Here is a 19121-nt window from a genome sequence, read left to right as displayed (position 1 = left end):
ACTTCTTATGTTTCAAAACGTTTTAATTGCTGAAGATCAAAATACCATTAATAAAGGTGTAGAACGAACATTAAATGAATTAAACATTCCAAATGTTATTACTGCCCAATATTGTGATGATGCACTTCTTAAACTTAAAGCTGCCTTGCGAATAGATCTGCCTTTTAATCTTTTAATTACTGACCTATCGTTTAAAGCTGATCATAGAAAAAGAACATTGACTTCGGGTGAGGAACTAATTGAAGCTGTCAAAGCTATTCAACCTGATTTAAAAATCATCGTGTTTTCTGTAGAGCATCGTATAGGAAAAATTAAGAGTCTTATAGATACATACGACATAGATGCTTATGTTGAAAAAGGGCGTGAAGAATCTATAGAATTGAAAAAAGCAATTCATACTATTCTCGAAGATAAAATGTATTGCTCTCCTAGTATAGCACAATTACTTCGTAATGTTGATGACATTTCTCAAACAGACCTATATGATGAACTATTATTGCAGCTCTTAGCCAAAGGCTTAAAAAGAGAACAAATTGCTAATTACTTCAAAGAAAAAGACTTTCCTGCTCGTAGCCTCAGCAGTATTGAAAAACGTATTAATAAACTCAAAGTACTTTTTGATGCGCATACTTCAGAGCAACTTATTGCCATTGCTATAGATAGAGGCTTAATCTAATCCTATTTTATAAATATTTCATTGTACTATGGTATACCGTAAGGAATAACTTCAAAATGGCTCTAGGTTTGAATATTATTAATATCAAATATTTGAAACTATGGCAAAAGCACCAATTGGAACAACAAGAAAAACGGGAGAAAAATGTCCTGAATCTGGAGTTTGGAAAGCTCAAAGCACACCATCTACTACTATTCCTTTATCTGAAGGTGAAACATTTCCGCCCTATAATGGTAAAGCAGTGACTTGGAAGCTTATTAGTTATGCATAAAATCCATGTTCAGTTAAAGAAACAAAGCCTTACGGAATTTCGTAAGGCTTTGTTTCTTAACGGGTCTATGTTTGATAAATGAATTTAAAAAAAGTTAAATATGAATGAATCTAATGATGGATGTTTTATAGCAATGCTTTGGGTTATCACAATTTTAATTTCAATTCTTTCTGGAGTTTTAGCATGGAATTGGATTGAACCTGATAGCTTTTTTGGCGCAATAGGGTTTTTAATTATTTGGGCAATTTTAAGCAAAATAGGTCATTTCATAGCAGTTGCATTAGTGGCCATATTTGGAGGTATGAAATAATTTTTAAGATTTCCCATGAATTAACTTACGGAATTCCGTAAGGCTTTGTTTTTTAATGAGTTTATGTTTGATGCATGAAATATTTAGAAAACGAAAATGATTCATTTGAAGTAAACGTATCTGAAAAAGATATAATTATAGTAAAAAGACATTTATGTGGACATACTAAACTTGATTTGCAAATTCAAAATTTACCTATTCCATATAAACCTGTTTGGCTATATCTAGTTATTAAATCAATAAGGTTCTATCAAAATCATATATCAGAAAAATTAGGGAATCGTTGTGTCTTTGACCCTAGTTGTTCAAGATATTCTGAACAAGCTTTTAGAGAAAAAGGGTTCTACAAAGGCTTCGCTTTAACAATAAATAGACTTGGGCGTTGTAGATCAAAAAATGGTGGAATAGATAAACTAAAATAACTTTTTAAAATCATAATTATGCATTACAAAATTGAACAAATTGGGGCTGAATTCTCTAATAAAGCCATAGTTAATTTAGAGGGTAGATTTAATAAATATTCTGAACAAGGGTATAAATTTCATTCAGTATTTCAAGTGCAGAAACCTGGCTGCTTGGGTATTGGAACACCCTCTATTACATATCTAGCTGTTTACACAAAAGAATGAAATCTAACAACTTACTAAAATCAACATGTGTTTGCTGTGCTATACTACTATTTGTGGCTGTCTTTTACTGGCCAATAGAGTATTATACGTTTTTAAGAACAATTGTATTTATTGGTGCATTACTTGTTATGGTTAGTCTCAGACAGAAGCAATTCCCTTGGATTTTAGCATTCGTCATTATAGCTATACTATTTAATCCAATTTTTCCAATTTATCTGTATATCAAAGCCTATTGGATACCTATAGACATTATTTCTGGAATCTTGTTTCTACTTGTTGCATTTTTAAAACAACCTCAAAAAAAGTCAGAAAAAAAAGTAAAAAAAGCAGATAAGACCTATAGCAGAGATAAGATTTACTAATCATAACCAAAAATCAAAAACATGGAGAACTCATCAATATCATTAGAGGTAAAAAGTCATTTTTTACGCCTATACCAAATTGCTTTAACGGATGATAATTTTAGTCATTTAGAAATGCAACTACTCTACAAGTTTGCAAAGGAAAGAGGTATTTCGCAACAGGAGTTAGAAGATATATTAACTGGATATTCTGGAACAATAACAATTCCAGAAACCATAGAAAAAAGAATTGAATACCTCTATGATTTTGCTCTAATGATTTGGGCTGATGATGTAGTGACTGATGATGAGAAAATAGCTTTAAAAAAATACATCTTAAAGTTTGAATTTAAAGAAGGTACATCCGAAGAATTATCCAACTATCTGTTAGATAGTGCGAAAAATAAAAAAACTAAAGAAGCTCTTTTAAAAGAACTAAATGACTAAGCTATGGGATTATTAAAAAGATTAACACAACTGACATCTCAAAACAGTAATGAAACGATTGAAAAGCCAGAACAGATTGAGAATCAAAAAGTCACTTATCATGATGATGGCTTTAATAAATCTAAGGCATGTTCAGGAAACACTCACAATTTAAAAACCTCTTTGGATACTCTATATGAATCTTTTGAAAAAAAATGTAAAGAAGATTTTGCAAATCAAGAACGTTTAAAACAACCATATATCGCTGAGCAAAAAGGAAAAAAGACCACATTACTGAACAAAAATGAAGAGCATGAAAGATTGGAAAAAAAAGTACGTGATATTAATAATGAAATCGAGAATTTAGAAGAGGTATGTAGAAAAGTAAGGACTAATCCTGAAGATTACATTGTCGATGTGGATAAAAAAGCTAGTGCTAAATTTTGGATTGGTATAAGCTTCTTACTACCCTTAGCTGCTTATATCTTTGTGTTTTACATATCTACATCCTTCTCTGCCTTTTTTAGAGAATTCGATCCTGGAATTAGCTTGTTTCAAGGTATGTTTGATCCTCAAGCACTTTCTAAAGCTTACGAAGCTGGTTGGCTAGAATTAGTCTTTATTTTATTTATCCCATTTGTCTTTTTCGCATTAGGCTACCTAATACACATGTTTCAAGAGAAACGCGGATTAATCAATAAATTCAAAATAGCTGCTTTATTGATAATTACGTTTTTATTCGATGCCATTCTAGCTTACTTAATAGACAAGAAGTTATACAACCTTAATAAAACTTTTGATAGTGAAGTTTTTAATATTTCTGTAGCTTTTCAAAGCATCAGTTTCTGGTTAATCATATTCGCTGGTTTCGTTTCCTACATTGTTTGGGGATTGGTATTTGATTTTGTGATGAAAGAACATGCTGATAGAGATAAAATCAAAGCTTTCATAAGAGAGAAGAAAGAAGCCATTTTTGGAAAACAGAAAAAATCTTCAAAAATCAAAGAGCAAGTAACAGGAGTAGAAAATGAAATTTCGGGTATAAAGACAAGAATCACTGAGCTTCAGAACATCATTGATGGTTTTATACTCCCTGTCATGAATTATAAAGCTTTATCTACAGAATATCTTCAAGGCTGGCAAGAATATATTTCTTCCACATTACAAATGGGTAAAGATGAAAAGGACGCTTTATTATTAGAATGTAGAAATGTATATGACAAGCATATTAAAAGCTTAGAAATTGATACAGATACGTATCAAAACAAAGTCTACACTAAAACTTTATAAATATGAATATTCAAAAATATTTTACTCTATCTATACTAATGTCAGCTTGTATCTATTTTATGAGTTGTGAAAAAGATGTCAAATCATCTACTATAGAAGGTTCAAAAAAAGAGGTTGTTAATCAAACATCTAAATGTCCAAATTATATTTTGAAAGAAAAGGACAATAATCTTAATATTAGTGTGTTATTGGATTTATCTGATAGAATTAAAAATCCAAAAACGAAACTCAAAGACTCTGCATATTTATCAAGCCTAGCTTATGCTTTTGTCAATCATGTAAAGCGCAAAAAAGTAATTCTTTTAGAAGACAGAATCCAATTATTCTTTAACCCAGAACCAACAGACGAAAGAATCAATTCTATAGCAGAAAAACTTAAAGTTAGGTTTTCGAAAGGAACTTCAAGGTCGCAATTGGAAGAAACCTTAAAATTATATTCTGAATACCCATCTCAACTTTACAATCTAGCCCAAGAAGATGCTAAAATCGCCGGAGGTTATCCAGGCTCAGATCTATGGCGTTTTTTTAAAGACAACATAAATGATTATTGCATAGATGAGTGCCATCGAAATATCGTTGTGATTTTAACTGACGGTTATATGTATTATGACAAAACGGTTATGAAAGAAGATAATAAAACTTCTTATTTAACACCAAGAAGTTTAAACGCGCTAAAACTTAATACTAGTAATTGGGAAAACGATTTTAAAACACGTCAATTAGGTTTTATACCAGCAAATAAAAACTTAAATGATTTAGAAGTCTTAGTGATAGGAATCACTAGTCAAAATGATAATAATCCTTATGCAAAAGATATCATAGAACTCTATTGGAGTGACTGGTTAAAGAGTATGAACGTCAAGAATTTTAAAATTAAAAATGCTGATTTGCCATCTAGTATAGAAAAAGTAATCTCTGACTTTATAAACAACTAGCCATGGGATTTAGATTTCAAAAACGTATAAAATTAGGAAAGCGATTTGGCATTAATATCAGTAAATCTGGTATTACACCTAATTACAGAACCAAACGAGGCTCATTAAGCTCAAAAGGGTATTCGATACGTACAGGAATTCCAGGGTTGAATTATAGAAAGGCTTTTAAAAAGTCTAAAAGCAGTGGATGCCTAGTAACCCTTGCTTTTTTAACGGCATTACTTTTATCCTGCCAATTGGACAAAAGCAAGAAACCATCTAAAAAAGATCAGATACCAAAAAAAGAGAAAATTGCAACTAAAGAAAAGATGAATAATGATAGTACTGCATTAAAATTAGAATCAAAAAAATGAAAGAGAGCGAAGCAAACGTGTTAGAAGAGTTTAATGAACTATATAGTGAATTATTAAGATTTAAGAATAAAGAGGATTTTAAAAAATTTGGTTTTTCAGTTGGCGGCCCATACAATGATTGGCTAAAAAAAGTAAAAAGGTTAAAAAACAACCCAAATTCCAAAAAGCTATTAGAAAAAGGTTTTGTTGCTGGTGAATTAGAATCATTGGGAATAGCTTATGCAGCATCAAAAGGAAAAGAAACATCATTAACAAAGTTTTTCAATGAAATTTTTTCACAAGGACTAAAATAAAACTATGGAACTACAAAATAAACTAAAAGCAATTGCAACTAAAATCAATCAACTCAAAGATAAAATTGATACTGAAGAATCAACAAAACACGCTTTTGTGTTACCATTTATTAATGCTTTGGGCTACGATACATTTAATCCTCTAGAAGTTGTACCAGAGTTTACCGCTGATTTAGGATTAAAAAAAGGAGAAAAGGTAGATTATGCTATTTTTCAAAATGAAGTGCCAATTATCATTATCGAATGTAAGCACTGGGAAGAGAATCTAGATAATCACAACTCACAATTGTTTAGGTATTTCCATGCAACTAAAACACGGTTCGCATTACTCACAAACGGCATTAATTATCGCTTCTATACAGATTTAGAGCATGCAAATAAAATGGATGCAAAACCATTTTTTGAATTAGATATTACCAAAATTAAAGACAATGAAGTCCATGAGATTTCAAAATTTCATAAATCAAATTTTGATGTAAATAAAATCGTAAATAATGCAAGTGCCTTAAAGTATACTAAAGAAATTAGAAAATGTATTACTGAAGAACTAACTGAGCCATCTTATGATTTTGTCAAATTATTTGCTAATAAAGTATACTCTGGTAGACTTACAGAAAAGGTAATGCATGAATTTACGGGTTTAGTTCACAAAGCCTTTACACAAACCTTGAGTGAAAAAGTAAATGATCGCTTAAACTCTGCATTGAACAAAGAAGCTGAAAACCAACAATTGGACACTATCGAGGTCATAGAAGAAGATAATAGAATAGAAACCACTGAAGAAGAATTAGAGGGTTTTAGAATTGTAGTTGCTATTCTAAGACGTAAACTCTCTATTGATAGAATTGCCTACAGAGATACTCAATCATATTTTGGAATTCTTTTAGATGATAATAACCGAAAGCCATTGTGCAGATTGCATTTTAATGGAAGCAAAAAGTACATTGGCGTTTTTGATGAAGTAAAAAAAGAAACTAAAGAGTTAATTACGAAATTGAGCGATATATATAACTTTGAGGAAAGGCTTTTAAAAACAATTAATCTTTATGAGGATTAATTAAGATATGAGCTCAATTAATTATTTGTATTGAAAAGATTATTAGCTAAGTTTAAGTCTCTTTAAAATAATCTTATGTACAAATACGGTTTTGCTTTTTTACTTCTATTAATTGTTTCAATAAATGCTGATTCTAAATCGGTAAAAAAAGAAACAATCATTGGAAAAGTTGTTGGAATAACTGATGGTGATACTTTTAAACTTTTAACGAAAGATTCTACACTTATAAAAGTACGCTTAGCAAACATAGATTGCCCAGAGAGCAAACAACCTTTTTCAAAAAAAGCAAAGCAGTTTGTTTCCGATGCTATTTTTAGTAAGATGGTAACATTAAAAATTCTAAAGAGAGATAGATACCAACGATATATTAGTAATGTAATATATGATGACTCTTTAAGTCTATGTCATGAGCTTGTGAAAAATGGCTTAGCATGGCATTATAGAAAATATTCTAAAGATTCTATTTTACAAGCTTTAGAGGACAATGCCAGAGGTAATAGACTAGGGCTTTGGCAAGATAAAAACGCTATTGCACCTTGGGAATGGAGAGATAGAAAAAAGAAAAAAACTAAAGAGTGAAATTACTTAAAATAGTCGTTCTATTTATAACATTATCCTGTGGTTATTGTATACCTGCACAAACTGTTTATACGACAAAGACTGGAGAGAAATATCACAAAAGCACTTGCCATTACCTAAAATATTCTAAAAAAGAAATCAAATTAGACAGAGCAAAAGCATTAGGATATGTGGCTTGTAAAGTTTGTAAACCAACAGCGAATAATACAAAGAAGAAATCAAATTCAACATCTTTAGCTTCAAAAAAAGAACAAAAAACTACTACATCAAAAAAGTTAACAGCAACCCAATGTACAGGTAAAACAAAATCTGGGAAACGTTGTAAACGAAAAACAAAAAACACAAGTGGTAGATGTTATCAACATTAATCAAATAATATCTTATTTAAATTATCCAAGTCCTCATCAAAATAGTTCGACTTTTGTCCCTTTGACTCCACAAAGTAGAACCTATAACCTTTTCGGCTATGGGTTTTATATTTTAATTTTTTTTTAAAGTATCACAATGTTTTACTCTTGAATCAATAATGGTTTTTATAATCGGATTAGTAAATACTCTTTTATAAATCGAATGCTCTTCTGCATTGATGAATACAACAATTGGAAGAAGTATGTAGATAACAAATTTAGAGTTCTACTACGTGGCTTATGAGTCATATTAAAAATAGCCTGAAGGAAGTAGAGAAACAGCTAAAGTTATTCAACGAGTTAAGTGATGAAAAAACAGAAGATTCAAAAGTTTTGTAATCAAAGATTTTAATAGCTAGAAACAGAGATATAGAGGCTGTAAAAAAATGAAGGAAACTGATTTGGATAATTCCTATAATCAATACTGGTTAATGCTGGCACTTTATAAAATGGTACCGTTGAAGAAGCTAAAAAATGGCAATATAAAATTGTTAATTTCAATAAGCTTGATGCTATTGATTTAGCATTGGTAAGAAGAAAAGCGCTTGAATTTGATTTATAAAAGACAACTCTAAAAACTGTTACAAATAACTATTAAAAGTGATGAATAACAAATGTTTGTCGTGATGCACTATTTCATAACAATATTGCTTCCACTTGTAAACAATAATTGGTCAAGATTTACTGAACTGTTAATTTTAAAGAATGCACAAAGAAATTATAGAAACATGGCAAATACATAATAGAATTAATAGTTATCTATTAGACACCATTGAAAATGAAAATTATCTAAACGACCTATCAACTGCTAAAGGCAGAAATGTAAGAAACCAATTTATGCATATGCATAATGTTCGATTGATGTGGATAAAAGAGGCACTACCAGAATTATTACCTAATCTAGAGAAATTAGAAGACGATAACTTAAGCATAGAGAAATTAAAGATAAATATAATAGCCTCAGGCATAGCTATTGAAAAACTATTAAAATTTGGTTTAGAAAATAATCGAATAAAAGGTTTTAAACCACATCCAACAGCATTTTTAGGGTATTTAATCTCTCATGAATCTCATCATCGTGGTCAAATTGTTCTGATTTTAAAAGAATGTGGGCATTCTATTAGTAAAAAGGCTGGATTTGGTTTATGGCAGTGGGGTACGCGTTAATTAGTAATATGCAACCAATAAAATTTATATCATGAAACACTATCTTACATTCATCATTTTACTATTGTCAATTAAAACGGTAGTTGGACAAGACTTTAAGGTCAAAGACCTTTTTCCAAAGCAAGAAATAGTATCTATCGAAAATGCAGTCAATTTATATTGGGAATCAAAAAATGATAACGACCCCCAAAAAGCTATAGTTGAATTAGAGGCAATTTCTAAGAAATATCCGCAAAATTGGTTGGTACCATTTTGGTCATCATATATCGCTACCCAAGTTAATAATACTACAAGAGACGCTACTTTCCTAGATAAAGCACAATTGTATTATAATGATGCAGAGAAGGCATTGGGTAGTACTAAAAATGACTCTATAATTTATTCTTATTTCAAAGGATTACAATCGCTAATTTATCGTCTGAAAAGTTTCAACGCAAAGGATTCTAAAGAAGTACAAAAACTACAAAAACAATCATTGGATGAATTGAATGAAGGTATTCGATTGCAACCTGAAAATCCAGTATTATGGGTGTTATCAGCTACGGGTCCTTTTAATAATTTGAGAAATAACCTAGCCCAACAACAAACAAGTTTAGCACTACTAAAGGATGCAAAAGATAAGTTCTCTGAAATAAAGGAAAGAAGTAAAGCGGATATTAGTTATATGAATGAGCATTGGACAGATTTTTGGATAAATGGTTTGTCAACGGGGTTAGGCTTAATAAAGCAAGATTGATGAGTAGTTGCTTAGATGAAACATTATATTATGAAAAATAAAATCCGAGAGAGTATAACCCATTTTTCAGCAGGCATTACCATTGTTTTAGTGGTCATTTTAGTGATGAACTTTTTAACCTTAGATTTACGTATAGTTTCATTTTTAGTGGCATTACTTATAGGTACATATGCAGTATTAAAAAGAAACAAGTCAAAAGCAAAGATTATTTTAGTGGTACTTTCTTGCCTACCAATATCAATCGGATATATACTCGGAATTTTACCTGAAATTCCAAAATTATGGACTGCTATCCCTCTATTTCTAATGATAAGCGCTATATGTGTGTTCGACGCAAAGAAATGGGTTAGTGGTATTGGATTGCTATTAATTGTTTTTTATTCATTTGGTGTAGTGCCTAATTTAGTCGAATCAAGCTTATCTCAATATGTAAATGAAAATGCGCCAGAAATAAAGTTTAAAGCTTTACATGATGGAAAAACTTACTCAATTGAAGACTTTAAGGATAAAACACTAGTCATTGATTTTTTTGGCACCTGGTGTAAGCCATGTATTGAAGAAATGAAAGAATTAAAAGCTTTGAAAGAGAACTATAGTGCTCGTACAGATATAGAATTTTTATTTGTTTGTACTCAGTTTGGAAAAGATACCCCGGAAAAAGCAAAAAAATTTTTAGAAGCAAGAAACTTCAACTTCAAAGGATATTTTGATGAAGATAATGTTGCTCACAAGCAACTAAAGTTTACAGGAGTACCGGCGTTAGTTATCGTTAATAAAAAAGGTAAAGTTGTTTTTAAACATGAAGGATATAACCCATCCGAAAATTTAACAGCAATTATTAAAAAAGTAATCGATTAGTTTTCAGGCTAATAAAACATTGTTTCTCTAGATTGTTGTGCAGATATTTTCAAATACTCACTTATTATGAAGAATAAAATACTTTATATACTTCTACTTTTAACATGGAGCTCCTACTCTCAAAAGGATTCTTTAGCTGGGCAAATATTAAAAACCTGGAATATTCATAATAGTATGAATTTAAAGTTAATCGAGGGTATAGACCAAGAGTATCTTGACGATTATTATGAAAAAGGAGAGCGAAACGTTGGGCAACAATTCAATCATATTATTGAAGTTCGGTTACAGTGGTTAAAAGAATTATTTCCTAAAGATTCTTTGAGTTTTGAAAAAATTGTTAAACAAGGTGGTAACGACAAGCCAAGTTTAATCCATAAATTGAAAGAAAGTGCCCAATTGGTTGAAACTGCTTTGGAAAAAGGATTAAACACAAATGAAGGGAATTGGGTGAGTATGAATCCTATAAGATTCTTTGGGTATTTAATATCTCATGAATCACACCAAAGAGGTCAAATTATATTATCGTTAAAGCAATCCGGGCACGAACTATCACCAAATATCACTTATGGGATTTGGAATTGGTAGAAAACAATGAAATTTATTCAACAACATACGCTCTTCTTCACTTTTCCTTTGATTTTTATCCTGTCCCTATGGGTTAAAAATGATACAGCAAACAAGATAGCGCTTAAATTTAAGTCCAGTACTACAAACACGATAACAATAGCGCTAGATACAATATCCTCCGATAAACGAATTATAGCATTAGACCTATATCTAAAAGAAAAAGCTAATCAAGGACAGTGGTTTACTATTCTTTATTCAAAAAGCGATACTATTCTTTATGCTAAAGGATTTGGTTATGCTCAGTTGGGTCAAATAAAAAATTCTAGAAAAACCATTTACGATATCGGTTCATTGACCAAGATTTTTACAGCAGTAGGAATTATCCAGCTTCAAGAAGCTGGACAGCTATCTTTCTCGGATAAGTTAAGCCAATTCTTTCCCAATATCTCCAAAGACAAAAGCAGTATTACGATTCACCAACTACTTACACATTCTAGTGGTCTTGAAACCTATCATGATAAAAAAGGTGACTTTGAGAATATGAGTAGGGAAAAGGTTTTTAAAAGAATTAATAAGGAAAGTATTTTATTCGAACCAGGTACAGCTTTTAACTATTCTAATACTGGATATACCTTATTGGCCTATATCATAGAAGATATATCAAAAATGAGTTTTCAGGATTATTGTTACAAAAATATTTTTGAACCGCTTAAAATGAATCATACATCATTTCATGGAGATTTTGAGATGGAGTCTAAGATAGTATTTGGATATGGCGATAAATTCTATAAAAATAATAACCCTGCAAAATGGCCCTCACCAAGTGGAGCTATTTATGGAAATGGCGGAATACTATCCTCTGCGGAAGATTTATTAAAATTCTCAAACAGTATAAAATCAAAATTAATTTCACCGTCTTCCTGGAAACAGATGACCACAGAATTTATTGTAAATCACAGATATAATGATATTTACCTAAATGATGTGTGTCAAGGGTATGCTTGGAATATCTATAATAATCCAGTGATTGGAAAAACTGCTTTTATGGGAGGTAGTAATAATTATGGTTTCATTAGTCGTTTGCGCTATTATGAGGACCAAAATAGTACGCTAATCATCATAACCAATAATTATAAAAGCAGTACTAAAAAAGCAATCATTTCTGAATCGGTAATTCAAGAGATTGAAAATATACTATTCCAATGATAAATATTAAAGCAGGGAAGTCTTCAAGTGCTCATATAATTTCGTTAAAATGCAATAAAAACTTTGTGTTGTTTGCTGCCATTTGTTGCTTTCTTACTGTGATTACAACCATTGGTATTCATTGGAGGTTTACCTATCCTGAAATGTCTTTTGAAGAGCGTTTAAATCTCTTTAAAAATTCAAAATATGTAATAAATAGGTGGTGGATTATTGTACATTGTTTGTTGGTGTTTATTTCAATGCTAGGTATTTTAATCATCCACCAATCAAAGGGTTTTATAAAATTAGGGTTATGCTTCTTTGGTGTGTTTTCTTTAACCGAAATTTTCAGGCAGTTCTTAGTGTTATTCTACTTAAATGGGCTTCGTGAAAAACTGATATTGACAGCTGATGAACTTATTAAAAATATACTTCTGGTGAATATTGATAATTTTTATTTTTTAAGCGATGCTCTATTTAACTTATTTATTTTGGCTTTTGCATTAGGTAATCTGTTTTATGGCATATCATTAATAGGTAGTAAAAGACTAGATTGTATTTTGGGTAGCCTATTTATTTTTTGGGCAGCAATGAATTTTAGTGCTTTTTTGAATGAATATTGGGGCAATCAAAATCTTTCATCAGCCATTGATTTTTTGAGCGTTTTATTCCAACCATTGATGAGAGCTTTTATAGGTTTTTGGCTTTTGCATCATATTTATCCATCGTTGCTTAGTAGGAGGAATAAAAAAATAGGTATCTAATTTGAAGTATTATGTTATGTTATCCAATTTGTTGGATAGCTCATCTTTATAAGTTCTACTCACAGGAATTTTAATAGAATCAATAAAAATGGCACTACTATCAACTAACGTGATTTTATGCATAGAAATAATAAATGATTTATGTACTTGTACAAAAGAATTGGGAAGATTCTCTAGAGCGTTAGATACCGTTTCTCTTGATATAATTTTTTTTTCAGATGTATGGTATACCATATAATTACCATCTTTTTCTAAATACAATATATCATCAATAGGTAAAATATGCTTTTGATAACCGCTCCTTATTTGCAAAGTACCTAAGTCATCTATCATTTCAACAGGCTGTGATTTTGCTACCAAATCCGAAACTTTAGTCACTGCTTTTAAAAAGCGTTGAAATGTGATGGGTTTTAGCAAATAATCTGTGGCATTTAAATCATAGCTTTCAACTGCATATTCAGAATAGGCAGTCGTAAATACAATATGTGATTCTGAAGGAATTAATTTTGCCAACTGAATGCCAGAAAGATTAGGCATATTTATGTCTAAGAAAATAAGAGTCGGAGCTTTTTTGTCTATGAAGTCAATGGCTTCTATAGGGTTTCTAAAAGATGCAATATGGGTAAGGTCCTCTGTTCTGCCACAATAATTTTCTAGTAGCTCAATAGCCTTCGGTTCATCATCTATGATAATAGCTTTAAGCATTGAGATATAGTTTTAGTTCAACAAAAAACCTATCATCCTCTTTGTTGATATTTAGGTCATGAGTGTCAGGATACAGAATTGCCAATCGTTGTTTTACATTTTGAAGTCCAATTCCTGAACGCTTTGAATTCAAGTCGTTTTGCTTCGTTTTTGATATCGAATTTGAACATTTAAAATTGATGACTTGATTATCAAAAATATCTAAGCTTATATGTACAAAAGATGGATTGTAAATATCAATGCCATGCTTAAAGGCATTCTCTACAAATGGTATTAAGAGAGATGGGGCAACTTCAATGTCATTATAATTATCCGAAGTTTGAAATTTAATTTCGATGATATCTTTCTCATCGAATCGTAACCTATTCAACTCAATATAATTTTTGATAAATGCCACTTCTTTTTCGAGCAAAATAGTATTATCCGAAGTATCACGAATTAAAAAACGCAGTAATTCTGAAAGTTGAGAAATACCAGACGATACTTCCGTTTGTTCATGTTTTTCAGAAATGGACAACAAATTATTTAAAGCATTAAATAAAAAATGAGGGTTTATCTGTGATTTAAGTAATTGTAATTCTGCAGCTAATTTGTCCTCTTTAAGTTTTTGCTTTAGTGCTTCTTCCTTTTGCCAACGCAAAACGATAATATGAACAAAAGATAATGACCCAAAAAATAGATATTGCCAAATATTGGTAAGGATACTATAAGAAACAAATTTGTCCACACCGTACAGGTACAAAACCCTGAAATAATCAATGATTAAAAAAAGAAGAATGACTCCTACTAAAGATAAGATGTATTTAAAATGCCTTTTAGCATCAAAAATTTTGGAAAGTAAATAAACATTGATATAGTAAAATATGATTTTAAATAGAATACTCAACAAGGTACTCTTTGTTGATTTCTTATTATAAATGACCTTAGTTATTTCTTCACCATTGATAGATTCTATCTCTACAGATTTTTCAACAAATAAAAAAAACATGGTGTAGCCCAATAGCACCCATAAAATGAGATTTATAAGCCATTCTATTATTTTTTTTACACTCATAAGAATTGCAAAGTACTTTTTTATTGACAGATAACAATTTAAGATTTTTTAATTGTTATGAAATACGTTTTAATGTGATGATTTGCAGTTAAAAAACCATAGATAACATATTCGCCACGCTCATCATATATAGTTGTTGAGAATGAATCATAGTATTAGTTTTAGAACAAAGTAATCTTATGAAAAATCTCATTTCACGCTACGATAGCAGCATCTATTTGGTTATTCTAGCAGTCTTTGTATTGAGTTCTTGTAATGCACAAGGTTCAGACACAAAGGAGTCTATTGAAAGTAAAATAGACACCTATTTGCAACCTTATTTAGAAATGGATGCCTGGAGTGGAAATGTGGCTATCTATAAAAACGGAGAGCCTTTATTTCAAAAATCGTATGGTTTTGCGGATAGGGAATGGAATATTAAAAATACAATGGATACAAAATTCAGAATAGCATCGATATCCAAGCTTTTTACTGAAGTGGCCATATTACAACTATCTGAATCTGAAAAACTGCAATTGGATGATACCTTGTCTAAATATATAATCGGTTATCCTCGTGGGGAAGAGATAACAATTCAACAACTTTTAAACCACAGGGCAGGAATACCTCACCTCAATAGTTTTCCAAATTACAATGAGCTAATAAAATTCAATTACACGATTGATGAGATTATTGAGCTATTTAAAAGTAAACCACTGGATTTTAAACCAGGAGAAAAGTATAGATATAGTAATTCAGGATACGTTCTATTAGCTAAAATAATTGAGATAGTAAGTGGTAAAAGTTATAGACAATATTTAGAGGATAGAATTTTTAAACCTTATGGATTAAAAGCAACAGGAATTGATTCAAATTCGGCTATTTTAAATAAGCGAGCTAAAGGATATATGTTTAATAATGATGCTCATTTAATAAATGCCGAATTTGTTGATATGAGTATAAAAATTGGTGGTGGCTCTTTATATTCAACTACGGATGATTTAAACTTATTTGTTCAAAAACTGGTCAAAGGAGAAATCTTAAAATCTTCTTTTGAAAAACTACCTAATTTCAGTACTAAAAATGGTCAGCGAGCATTTGCTACAAATGGTCGTGTTCAAGGGTTTTGTCATCAAGTCATTCATTGGATGGACGACAATTTAACCATTGTTTTATTAGGAAATCACTATTCCAATGTGGCACTTCCTATTACTGAGGATATCTACAAAATTTATTCAGGTAAAAATTATCAAACCCCAACGAATTATATTGAAAAAAGACAGTCCGTAACGAACAAAAAGCTACAAGAGTATCAAGGAACTTATGACTTTGGTTTTGGTCCCATAGGTGTGGTAAAAGTTATCGATAATAATTTAATGTATATGGCACCCGGACGGACAAAAGCAGATAAGCTTATTCCCTTGGGTAATGACACTTTCTTTTATGTTCAAAACTGGGTACTCTTAAAATTTGTAGACCGTAAAGAGAAAAAATATAACACCTTACAGTGGATAATGGGAGATAACACTTATCCCGCAAAAAGAATCAATCAAATTAAAAATTAAAACGATGAAACAATTATTTTTTAAACTATTTGCACTATCATTTTTATGTACTGTAAGCTGCCAAAATCAAGAAAACCGAAAAGATAAACTTATTGCTCAAAACAATACTGAAAATGAACAAGTAAAACGCATAGAGAATTATTTATCTAAACTTGAAGAAGGTGGCTTTTCAGGTAGCGTTTTGTTCGCTAAAGGAGATGAAGTTTTATTAAATAAAGGATATGGGTTTAGCGATAAAGAAAGAAAAATTGCAAACTCATCTAATACAATATTTGATATTGGGTCGGTTACCAAACAATTTACAGCCGCAGGAATTTTAAAACTGGAAATGCAAGGTAAACTTTCAGTTGAAGATAAGGTGGGTAAATATTTTAATAATGTGCCTGATGATAAAAAAGACATCACTATTCATCATCTATTAACACATTCATCAGGTTTGTTATCTGGTATTGGAGATGATTATGATGCCATCACAACTGATGACTTTATAACCAAAGCTTTTAATTTAAAGCTAACGTTTAAACCAGGTGATGATTATAATTATTCCAATGTAGGGTATTCGCTTCTAGGGATGATTATCGAAAAGGTATCAGGAAAGACCTATGAAGAATATTTATATTCTAATTTATGGAAACCTGCACAGATGGAGCAAACAGGGTATACAAGACCTAATTTTTTATCAACGGATGTAGCTATAGGGTATAATAAAAAAGGAAATGCGCAAGGTAAGCCAAATGCGTTGCCTTGGGATACGGATGCACCTTATTGGCATTTAAAAGCAAATGGCGGTATTCTTTCTTCTGCTAAGGATATGTATAAATGGCATCAAGTACTAAAAACAGAAAAAGTGCTTTCTAAAAATGCCATTGAAAAGTATTTTAAACCTTATGTAAAAGAAGGAAAAGCTCAATCTTTTTACGCTTATGGGTGGGCAATATACAAAACGTCTCGAGGTACCACCCTAGCCGCTCATAATGGAGGTAATGGTATTTTCTTTGCCGATTTCTGGAGGTATCTGGACGATGATATGACTATTATTTTACTTAATAATAATTCAACACCATATTCTCAAATCATAGCATCACAAATTGGAGCATTATACATTCTTCCCGATTTTCAACCCCAATATCCAGACAATCGTATGGAAACAGAAATGGATGAGGAAGATGTTAAAATGATGGTTGAAAAAACAATTGAAGTTTTAAATTTTAATAATCAGGATAAATGGAAAGCCTTTATTCAAAAAAACGGGAGCGATAATTTCATCAATATGGCACCTATGGAATTGCATTTAAAATACTTTAATAAGTTTCATAATAAACTGAAGGGAGGCAAGCTTGCACGATTAGAAATTAATGGAGAGGAAATTATTGCTGGTGTAAGGACAACTAATGGAATGGAAACATTGGTGGTGAATTTAATTTCCAATCAAAATGGACAAATAAAATTTGATGGGATGATGGTTGAATGATTTCACAAACAGCTAATATAGATTTAGTATGAAGGTTTATAGATAGAATATATTCAAATGCTTTTTAATTATAAATACTCTAGAAGTACTAGCAAATCACAAATCAAATATCTAAGCTTATTAGTGCTATTTATTTCATTTTTTTCTTGCGAAAATGAGATTACGAATTCTAAAACATTAGTTGAAATGAATTTGGAGAAGTCATCTTATGGAAAAACTTGGAACACATTTACATCTAAAAAATCTACTTTCAAAGTAAAAACTTTTATAGGGGGTAATATTGTAAGTGATGTAGAAAAAACGATTTCAGTTAAAATGCACTCGTTTCAAAAAACCGTGACAAAAACTAATGGTATAGTTACGGATATCATCATAACTAATAATGAGGGTAGTTCAGTAGTAAAGTTTGAAAAAGGTGATTTTTTTGGAATCAATACAATGCCAAAGGAGCCAGTTAGAATAACACCTGTTATTGAGCTAAAGGAAAAAGCAAATGATTATGTCTTTAAAGACACCATTTGGAATGATACACCTGTTTATAAACTGACCAAAACTACTCCTAATGAAGACTACGTTTTTGATAAAGAATCAAAGTATTTAATAGCTTACATATCAGACAATCGTTACGGAAAATCAACAATTACTTATTCGGATTATAAAGAAGTTGATGGATATATGCTTCCTTTTAAAGAAGAGGTGAATATTCCTTCTGCGGGTTACAAAATGGAAATTTTATATTCAGATATTGAAATTAATCCTATGTTTCCAAAAGACTTTTTCACAATTGATAAGTCTTGGGCTAGTCTTGGTATTGGTAAATCCATACCTGAATTTAAATTATCTTTTGTTCAGAATGACTACCAATACATTTCAAATAAAGATTTAACTGATAGAATCACATTAATAGACTTCTGGGCAACTTGGTGTAAGCCTTGCATTGAAGAATTTCCTAAAATTAAAAAGGTCTACAACAAATACAAGAATAAAGGATTTAATGTGGTTAGTATATCTATTGATAAAGACAGAAAACGTTTAGAAAATTACTTAAATAAAAACCCATTTCCTTGGGAATATAGCTTGCATTCTGAAGGCGAATTCAAATCTGATTTAGCGAAAAGATTTCAATTAGTGACTCTTCCAAAGCCTATTTTAATAGACTATAAAGGTAAAATCATAGCAATGGATGCCGATTTACGTAAGGGTAAGCTAGAGGATATCATAAAAGAGATTTTCAAGGATTAAAGTTAAAATAAAAAGTAGTAGCACAAAGAATATAAAGTATAGGTACGCTTTAATCAGCTACCTATCAAAAGATTTCTAATCTATATTAATTTAGATAGTTCTCGATGAATTAATCCAACACAGGATTGAAAAGGTGTGTAACGCTTTCATAGTTGTCATCTTTAAAGTTAAACATTAAGATGAAAGTCAAATCTATCCAAATTATATGATAGTCCAAAAACAACGAAACGTTGCAAATCTATTGATACTAATATTAGTATT

At 30.6% G+C, this 19121-nt stretch carries 25 protein-coding genes; 23 read left to right on the top strand and 2 right to left on the bottom strand.

Annotated features, from left to right (window positions below):
• Window positions 1-7: 7 nt before the first annotated feature.
• The 20 genes from IEV10_RS06470 (at window position 8) to IEV10_RS06375 (ending at window position 12844) form a co-directional block, all read left to right on the top strand.
• Window positions 8-676, top strand: coding sequence for a response regulator (locus IEV10_RS06470; RefSeq protein WP_188373866.1), 669 nt, complete (start codon window positions 8-10; stop codon window positions 674-676).
• A gap of 100 nt (window positions 677-776) precedes the next feature.
• Entirely contained in the window at window positions 777-947 is a 171-nt protein-coding gene (locus tag IEV10_RS06465) for a hypothetical protein (RefSeq protein ID WP_188373865.1), read from the top strand.
• Between the two features lie 100 nt (window positions 948-1047).
• The gene (locus IEV10_RS06460) at window positions 1048-1257 is read left to right on the top strand and encodes a hypothetical protein (protein ID WP_188373864.1); all 210 of its coding nucleotides are present in this window, start codon (window positions 1048-1050) and stop codon (window positions 1255-1257) included.
• A 74-nt stretch (window positions 1258-1331) separates the two neighbouring features.
• On the top strand, window positions 1332-1679 hold the full coding sequence (yidD, locus tag IEV10_RS06455; RefSeq protein WP_188373863.1) for a membrane protein insertion efficiency factor YidD: 348 nt from the start codon (window positions 1332-1334) through the stop codon (window positions 1677-1679).
• A gap of 18 nt (window positions 1680-1697) precedes the next feature.
• On the top strand, window positions 1698-1886 hold the full coding sequence (locus IEV10_RS06450; RefSeq protein WP_188373862.1) for a hypothetical protein: 189 nt from the start codon (window positions 1698-1700) through the stop codon (window positions 1884-1886).
• Window positions 1883-2248: a DUF6804 family protein gene (locus IEV10_RS06445; RefSeq protein WP_188373861.1), complete on the top strand. Its 366-nt coding sequence runs from the start codon at window positions 1883-1885 to the stop codon at window positions 2246-2248. Before IEV10_RS06450 ends, IEV10_RS06445 begins: the two co-directional genes overlap by 4 nt.
• A 21-nt stretch (window positions 2249-2269) precedes the next feature.
• Window positions 2270-2674, top strand: coding sequence for a hypothetical protein (locus tag IEV10_RS06440; RefSeq protein WP_188373860.1), 405 nt, complete (start codon window positions 2270-2272; stop codon window positions 2672-2674).
• Between the two features lie 3 nt (window positions 2675-2677).
• Window positions 2678-3943 (top strand): hypothetical protein, encoded by a 1266-nt coding sequence (locus tag IEV10_RS06435; protein WP_188373859.1) that lies wholly within the window; start codon window positions 2678-2680, stop codon window positions 3941-3943.
• A 2-nt stretch (window positions 3944-3945) separates the two neighbouring features.
• Window positions 3946-4878, top strand: a complete 933-nt coding sequence (locus IEV10_RS06430; protein WP_188373858.1) for a hypothetical protein — start codon at window positions 3946-3948, stop codon at window positions 4876-4878.
• Window positions 4879-4880: 2 nt separating this feature from the next.
• Window positions 4881-5231, top strand: coding sequence for a DUF4236 domain-containing protein (locus tag IEV10_RS06425; RefSeq protein ID WP_188373857.1), 351 nt, complete (start codon window positions 4881-4883; stop codon window positions 5229-5231).
• Window positions 5228-5524 carry a hypothetical protein gene (locus IEV10_RS06420; RefSeq protein ID WP_188373856.1) on the top strand — a complete coding sequence of 99 codons (297 nt, stop codon included), beginning with the start codon at window positions 5228-5230 and terminating at the stop codon, window positions 5522-5524. Before IEV10_RS06425 ends, IEV10_RS06420 begins: the two co-directional genes overlap by 4 nt.
• Before the next feature lie 4 nt (window positions 5525-5528).
• The gene (locus IEV10_RS06415) at window positions 5529-6581 is read left to right on the top strand and encodes a type I restriction endonuclease (protein WP_188373855.1); all 1053 of its coding nucleotides are present in this window, start codon (window positions 5529-5531) and stop codon (window positions 6579-6581) included.
• A 75-nt stretch (window positions 6582-6656) separates the two neighbouring features.
• Window positions 6657-7160 carry a thermonuclease family protein gene (locus tag IEV10_RS06410; protein WP_188373854.1) on the top strand — a complete coding sequence of 168 codons (504 nt, stop codon included), beginning with the start codon at window positions 6657-6659 and terminating at the stop codon, window positions 7158-7160.
• Window positions 7157-7528: a hypothetical protein gene (locus tag IEV10_RS06405; RefSeq protein ID WP_188373853.1), complete on the top strand. Its 372-nt coding sequence runs from the start codon at window positions 7157-7159 to the stop codon at window positions 7526-7528. The genes IEV10_RS06410 and IEV10_RS06405 overlap by 4 nt, the downstream gene beginning before the upstream one ends.
• 744 nt (window positions 7529-8272) lie before the next feature.
• Window positions 8273-8734: a DinB family protein gene (locus IEV10_RS06400; RefSeq protein WP_188373852.1), complete on the top strand. Its 462-nt coding sequence runs from the start codon at window positions 8273-8275 to the stop codon at window positions 8732-8734.
• A gap of 31 nt (window positions 8735-8765) precedes the next feature.
• Window positions 8766-9470, top strand: coding sequence for a hypothetical protein (locus IEV10_RS06395; protein ID WP_188373851.1), 705 nt, complete (start codon window positions 8766-8768; stop codon window positions 9468-9470).
• Between the two features lie 30 nt (window positions 9471-9500).
• On the top strand, window positions 9501-10328 hold the full coding sequence (locus IEV10_RS06390) for a TlpA family protein disulfide reductase (protein WP_188373850.1): 828 nt from the start codon (window positions 9501-9503) through the stop codon (window positions 10326-10328).
• A gap of 66 nt (window positions 10329-10394) precedes the next feature.
• On the top strand, window positions 10395-10913 hold the full coding sequence (locus IEV10_RS06385) for a DinB family protein (RefSeq protein ID WP_188373849.1): 519 nt from the start codon (window positions 10395-10397) through the stop codon (window positions 10911-10913).
• A 6-nt stretch (window positions 10914-10919) separates the two neighbouring features.
• Window positions 10920-12101, top strand: coding sequence for a serine hydrolase domain-containing protein (locus tag IEV10_RS06380; protein WP_188373848.1), 1182 nt, complete (start codon window positions 10920-10922; stop codon window positions 12099-12101).
• Entirely contained in the window at window positions 12098-12844 is a 747-nt protein-coding gene (locus IEV10_RS06375) for a hypothetical protein (RefSeq protein ID WP_188373847.1), read from the top strand. The genes IEV10_RS06380 and IEV10_RS06375 overlap by 4 nt, the downstream gene beginning before the upstream one ends.
• 9 nt (window positions 12845-12853) lie before the next feature.
• Here the strand turns inward: IEV10_RS06375 and IEV10_RS06370 are convergent, their stop codons facing one another.
• On the bottom strand, window positions 12854-13549 hold the full coding sequence (locus IEV10_RS06370) for a LytR/AlgR family response regulator transcription factor (protein ID WP_188373846.1): 696 nt from the start codon (window positions 13547-13549) through the stop codon (window positions 12854-12856).
• Window positions 13542-14603 carry a sensor histidine kinase gene (locus IEV10_RS06365; protein ID WP_188373845.1) on the bottom strand — a complete coding sequence of 354 codons (1062 nt, stop codon included), beginning with the start codon at window positions 14601-14603 and terminating at the stop codon, window positions 13542-13544. The genes IEV10_RS06370 and IEV10_RS06365 overlap by 8 nt, the downstream gene beginning before the upstream one ends.
• 179 nt (window positions 14604-14782) lie before the next feature.
• Here IEV10_RS06365 and IEV10_RS06360 point away from each other — a divergent pair, with 179 nt between their 5' ends.
• The 3 genes from IEV10_RS06360 (at window position 14783) to IEV10_RS06350 (ending at window position 18860) form a co-directional block, all read left to right on the top strand.
• Window positions 14783-16147, top strand: a complete 1365-nt coding sequence (locus IEV10_RS06360; RefSeq protein WP_188373844.1) for a serine hydrolase domain-containing protein — start codon at window positions 14783-14785, stop codon at window positions 16145-16147.
• A 4-nt stretch (window positions 16148-16151) separates the two neighbouring features.
• Window positions 16152-17618 carry a serine hydrolase domain-containing protein gene (locus IEV10_RS06355; protein WP_188373843.1) on the top strand — a complete coding sequence of 489 codons (1467 nt, stop codon included), beginning with the start codon at window positions 16152-16154 and terminating at the stop codon, window positions 17616-17618.
• Between the two features lie 186 nt (window positions 17619-17804).
• Window positions 17805-18860, top strand: a complete 1056-nt coding sequence (locus IEV10_RS06350; protein ID WP_188373842.1) for a redoxin family protein — start codon at window positions 17805-17807, stop codon at window positions 18858-18860.
• The last annotated feature ends 261 nt before the right edge of the window (window positions 18861-19121 follow it).

The organism is Winogradskyella haliclonae, from assembly GCF_014635865.1.
Classification (GTDB): Bacteria; Bacteroidota; Bacteroidia; order Flavobacteriales; family Flavobacteriaceae; genus Winogradskyella; species Winogradskyella haliclonae.
The sequence above is the reverse complement of the archived record's forward strand: the minus strand, read 5'-3'. Positions and strand labels throughout refer to the sequence as shown.

Bases quoted from the DNA above. Each gene is read 5' to 3' on its own strand.
- IEV10_RS06470 (WP_188373866.1), top strand. From the start codon at position 8: ATGTTTCAAAACGTTTTAATTGCTGAAGATCAAAATACCATTAATAAA.
- IEV10_RS06465 (WP_188373865.1), top strand. From the start codon at position 777: ATGGCAAAAGCACCAATTGGAACAACAAGAAAAACGGGAGAAAAATGT.
- IEV10_RS06460 (WP_188373864.1), top strand. From the start codon at position 1,048: ATGAATGAATCTAATGATGGATGTTTTATAGCAATGCTTTGGGTTATC.
- yidD (WP_188373863.1), top strand. From the start codon at position 1,332: ATGAAATATTTAGAAAACGAAAATGATTCATTTGAAGTAAACGTATCT.
- IEV10_RS06450 (WP_188373862.1), top strand. From the start codon at position 1,698: ATGCATTACAAAATTGAACAAATTGGGGCTGAATTCTCTAATAAAGCC.
- IEV10_RS06445 (WP_188373861.1), top strand. From the start codon at position 1,883: ATGAAATCTAACAACTTACTAAAATCAACATGTGTTTGCTGTGCTATA.
- IEV10_RS06440 (WP_188373860.1), top strand. From the start codon at position 2,270: ATGGAGAACTCATCAATATCATTAGAGGTAAAAAGTCATTTTTTACGC.
- IEV10_RS06435 (WP_188373859.1), top strand. From the start codon at position 2,678: ATGGGATTATTAAAAAGATTAACACAACTGACATCTCAAAACAGTAAT.
- IEV10_RS06430 (WP_188373858.1), top strand. From the start codon at position 3,946: ATGAATATTCAAAAATATTTTACTCTATCTATACTAATGTCAGCTTGT.
- IEV10_RS06425 (WP_188373857.1), top strand. From the start codon at position 4,881: ATGGGATTTAGATTTCAAAAACGTATAAAATTAGGAAAGCGATTTGGC.
- IEV10_RS06420 (WP_188373856.1), top strand. From the start codon at position 5,228: ATGAAAGAGAGCGAAGCAAACGTGTTAGAAGAGTTTAATGAACTATAT.
- IEV10_RS06415 (WP_188373855.1), top strand. From the start codon at position 5,529: ATGGAACTACAAAATAAACTAAAAGCAATTGCAACTAAAATCAATCAA.
- IEV10_RS06410 (WP_188373854.1), top strand. From the start codon at position 6,657: ATGTACAAATACGGTTTTGCTTTTTTACTTCTATTAATTGTTTCAATA.
- IEV10_RS06400 (WP_188373852.1), top strand. From the start codon at position 8,273: ATGCACAAAGAAATTATAGAAACATGGCAAATACATAATAGAATTAAT.
- IEV10_RS06395 (WP_188373851.1), top strand. From the start codon at position 8,766: ATGAAACACTATCTTACATTCATCATTTTACTATTGTCAATTAAAACG.
- IEV10_RS06390 (WP_188373850.1), top strand. From the start codon at position 9,501: ATGAAAAATAAAATCCGAGAGAGTATAACCCATTTTTCAGCAGGCATT.
- IEV10_RS06385 (WP_188373849.1), top strand. From the start codon at position 10,395: ATGAAGAATAAAATACTTTATATACTTCTACTTTTAACATGGAGCTCC.
- IEV10_RS06380 (WP_188373848.1), top strand. From the start codon at position 10,920: ATGAAATTTATTCAACAACATACGCTCTTCTTCACTTTTCCTTTGATT.
- IEV10_RS06375 (WP_188373847.1), top strand. From the start codon at position 12,098: ATGATAAATATTAAAGCAGGGAAGTCTTCAAGTGCTCATATAATTTCG.
- IEV10_RS06370 (WP_188373846.1), bottom strand. From the start codon at position 13,549: ATGCTTAAAGCTATTATCATAGATGATGAACCGAAGGCTATTGAGCTA.
- IEV10_RS06365 (WP_188373845.1), bottom strand. From the start codon at position 14,603: ATGAGTGTAAAAAAAATAATAGAATGGCTTATAAATCTCATTTTATGG.
- IEV10_RS06360 (WP_188373844.1), top strand. From the start codon at position 14,783: ATGAAAAATCTCATTTCACGCTACGATAGCAGCATCTATTTGGTTATT.
- IEV10_RS06355 (WP_188373843.1), top strand. From the start codon at position 16,152: ATGAAACAATTATTTTTTAAACTATTTGCACTATCATTTTTATGTACT.
- IEV10_RS06350 (WP_188373842.1), top strand. From the start codon at position 17,805: ATGAATTTGGAGAAGTCATCTTATGGAAAAACTTGGAACACATTTACA.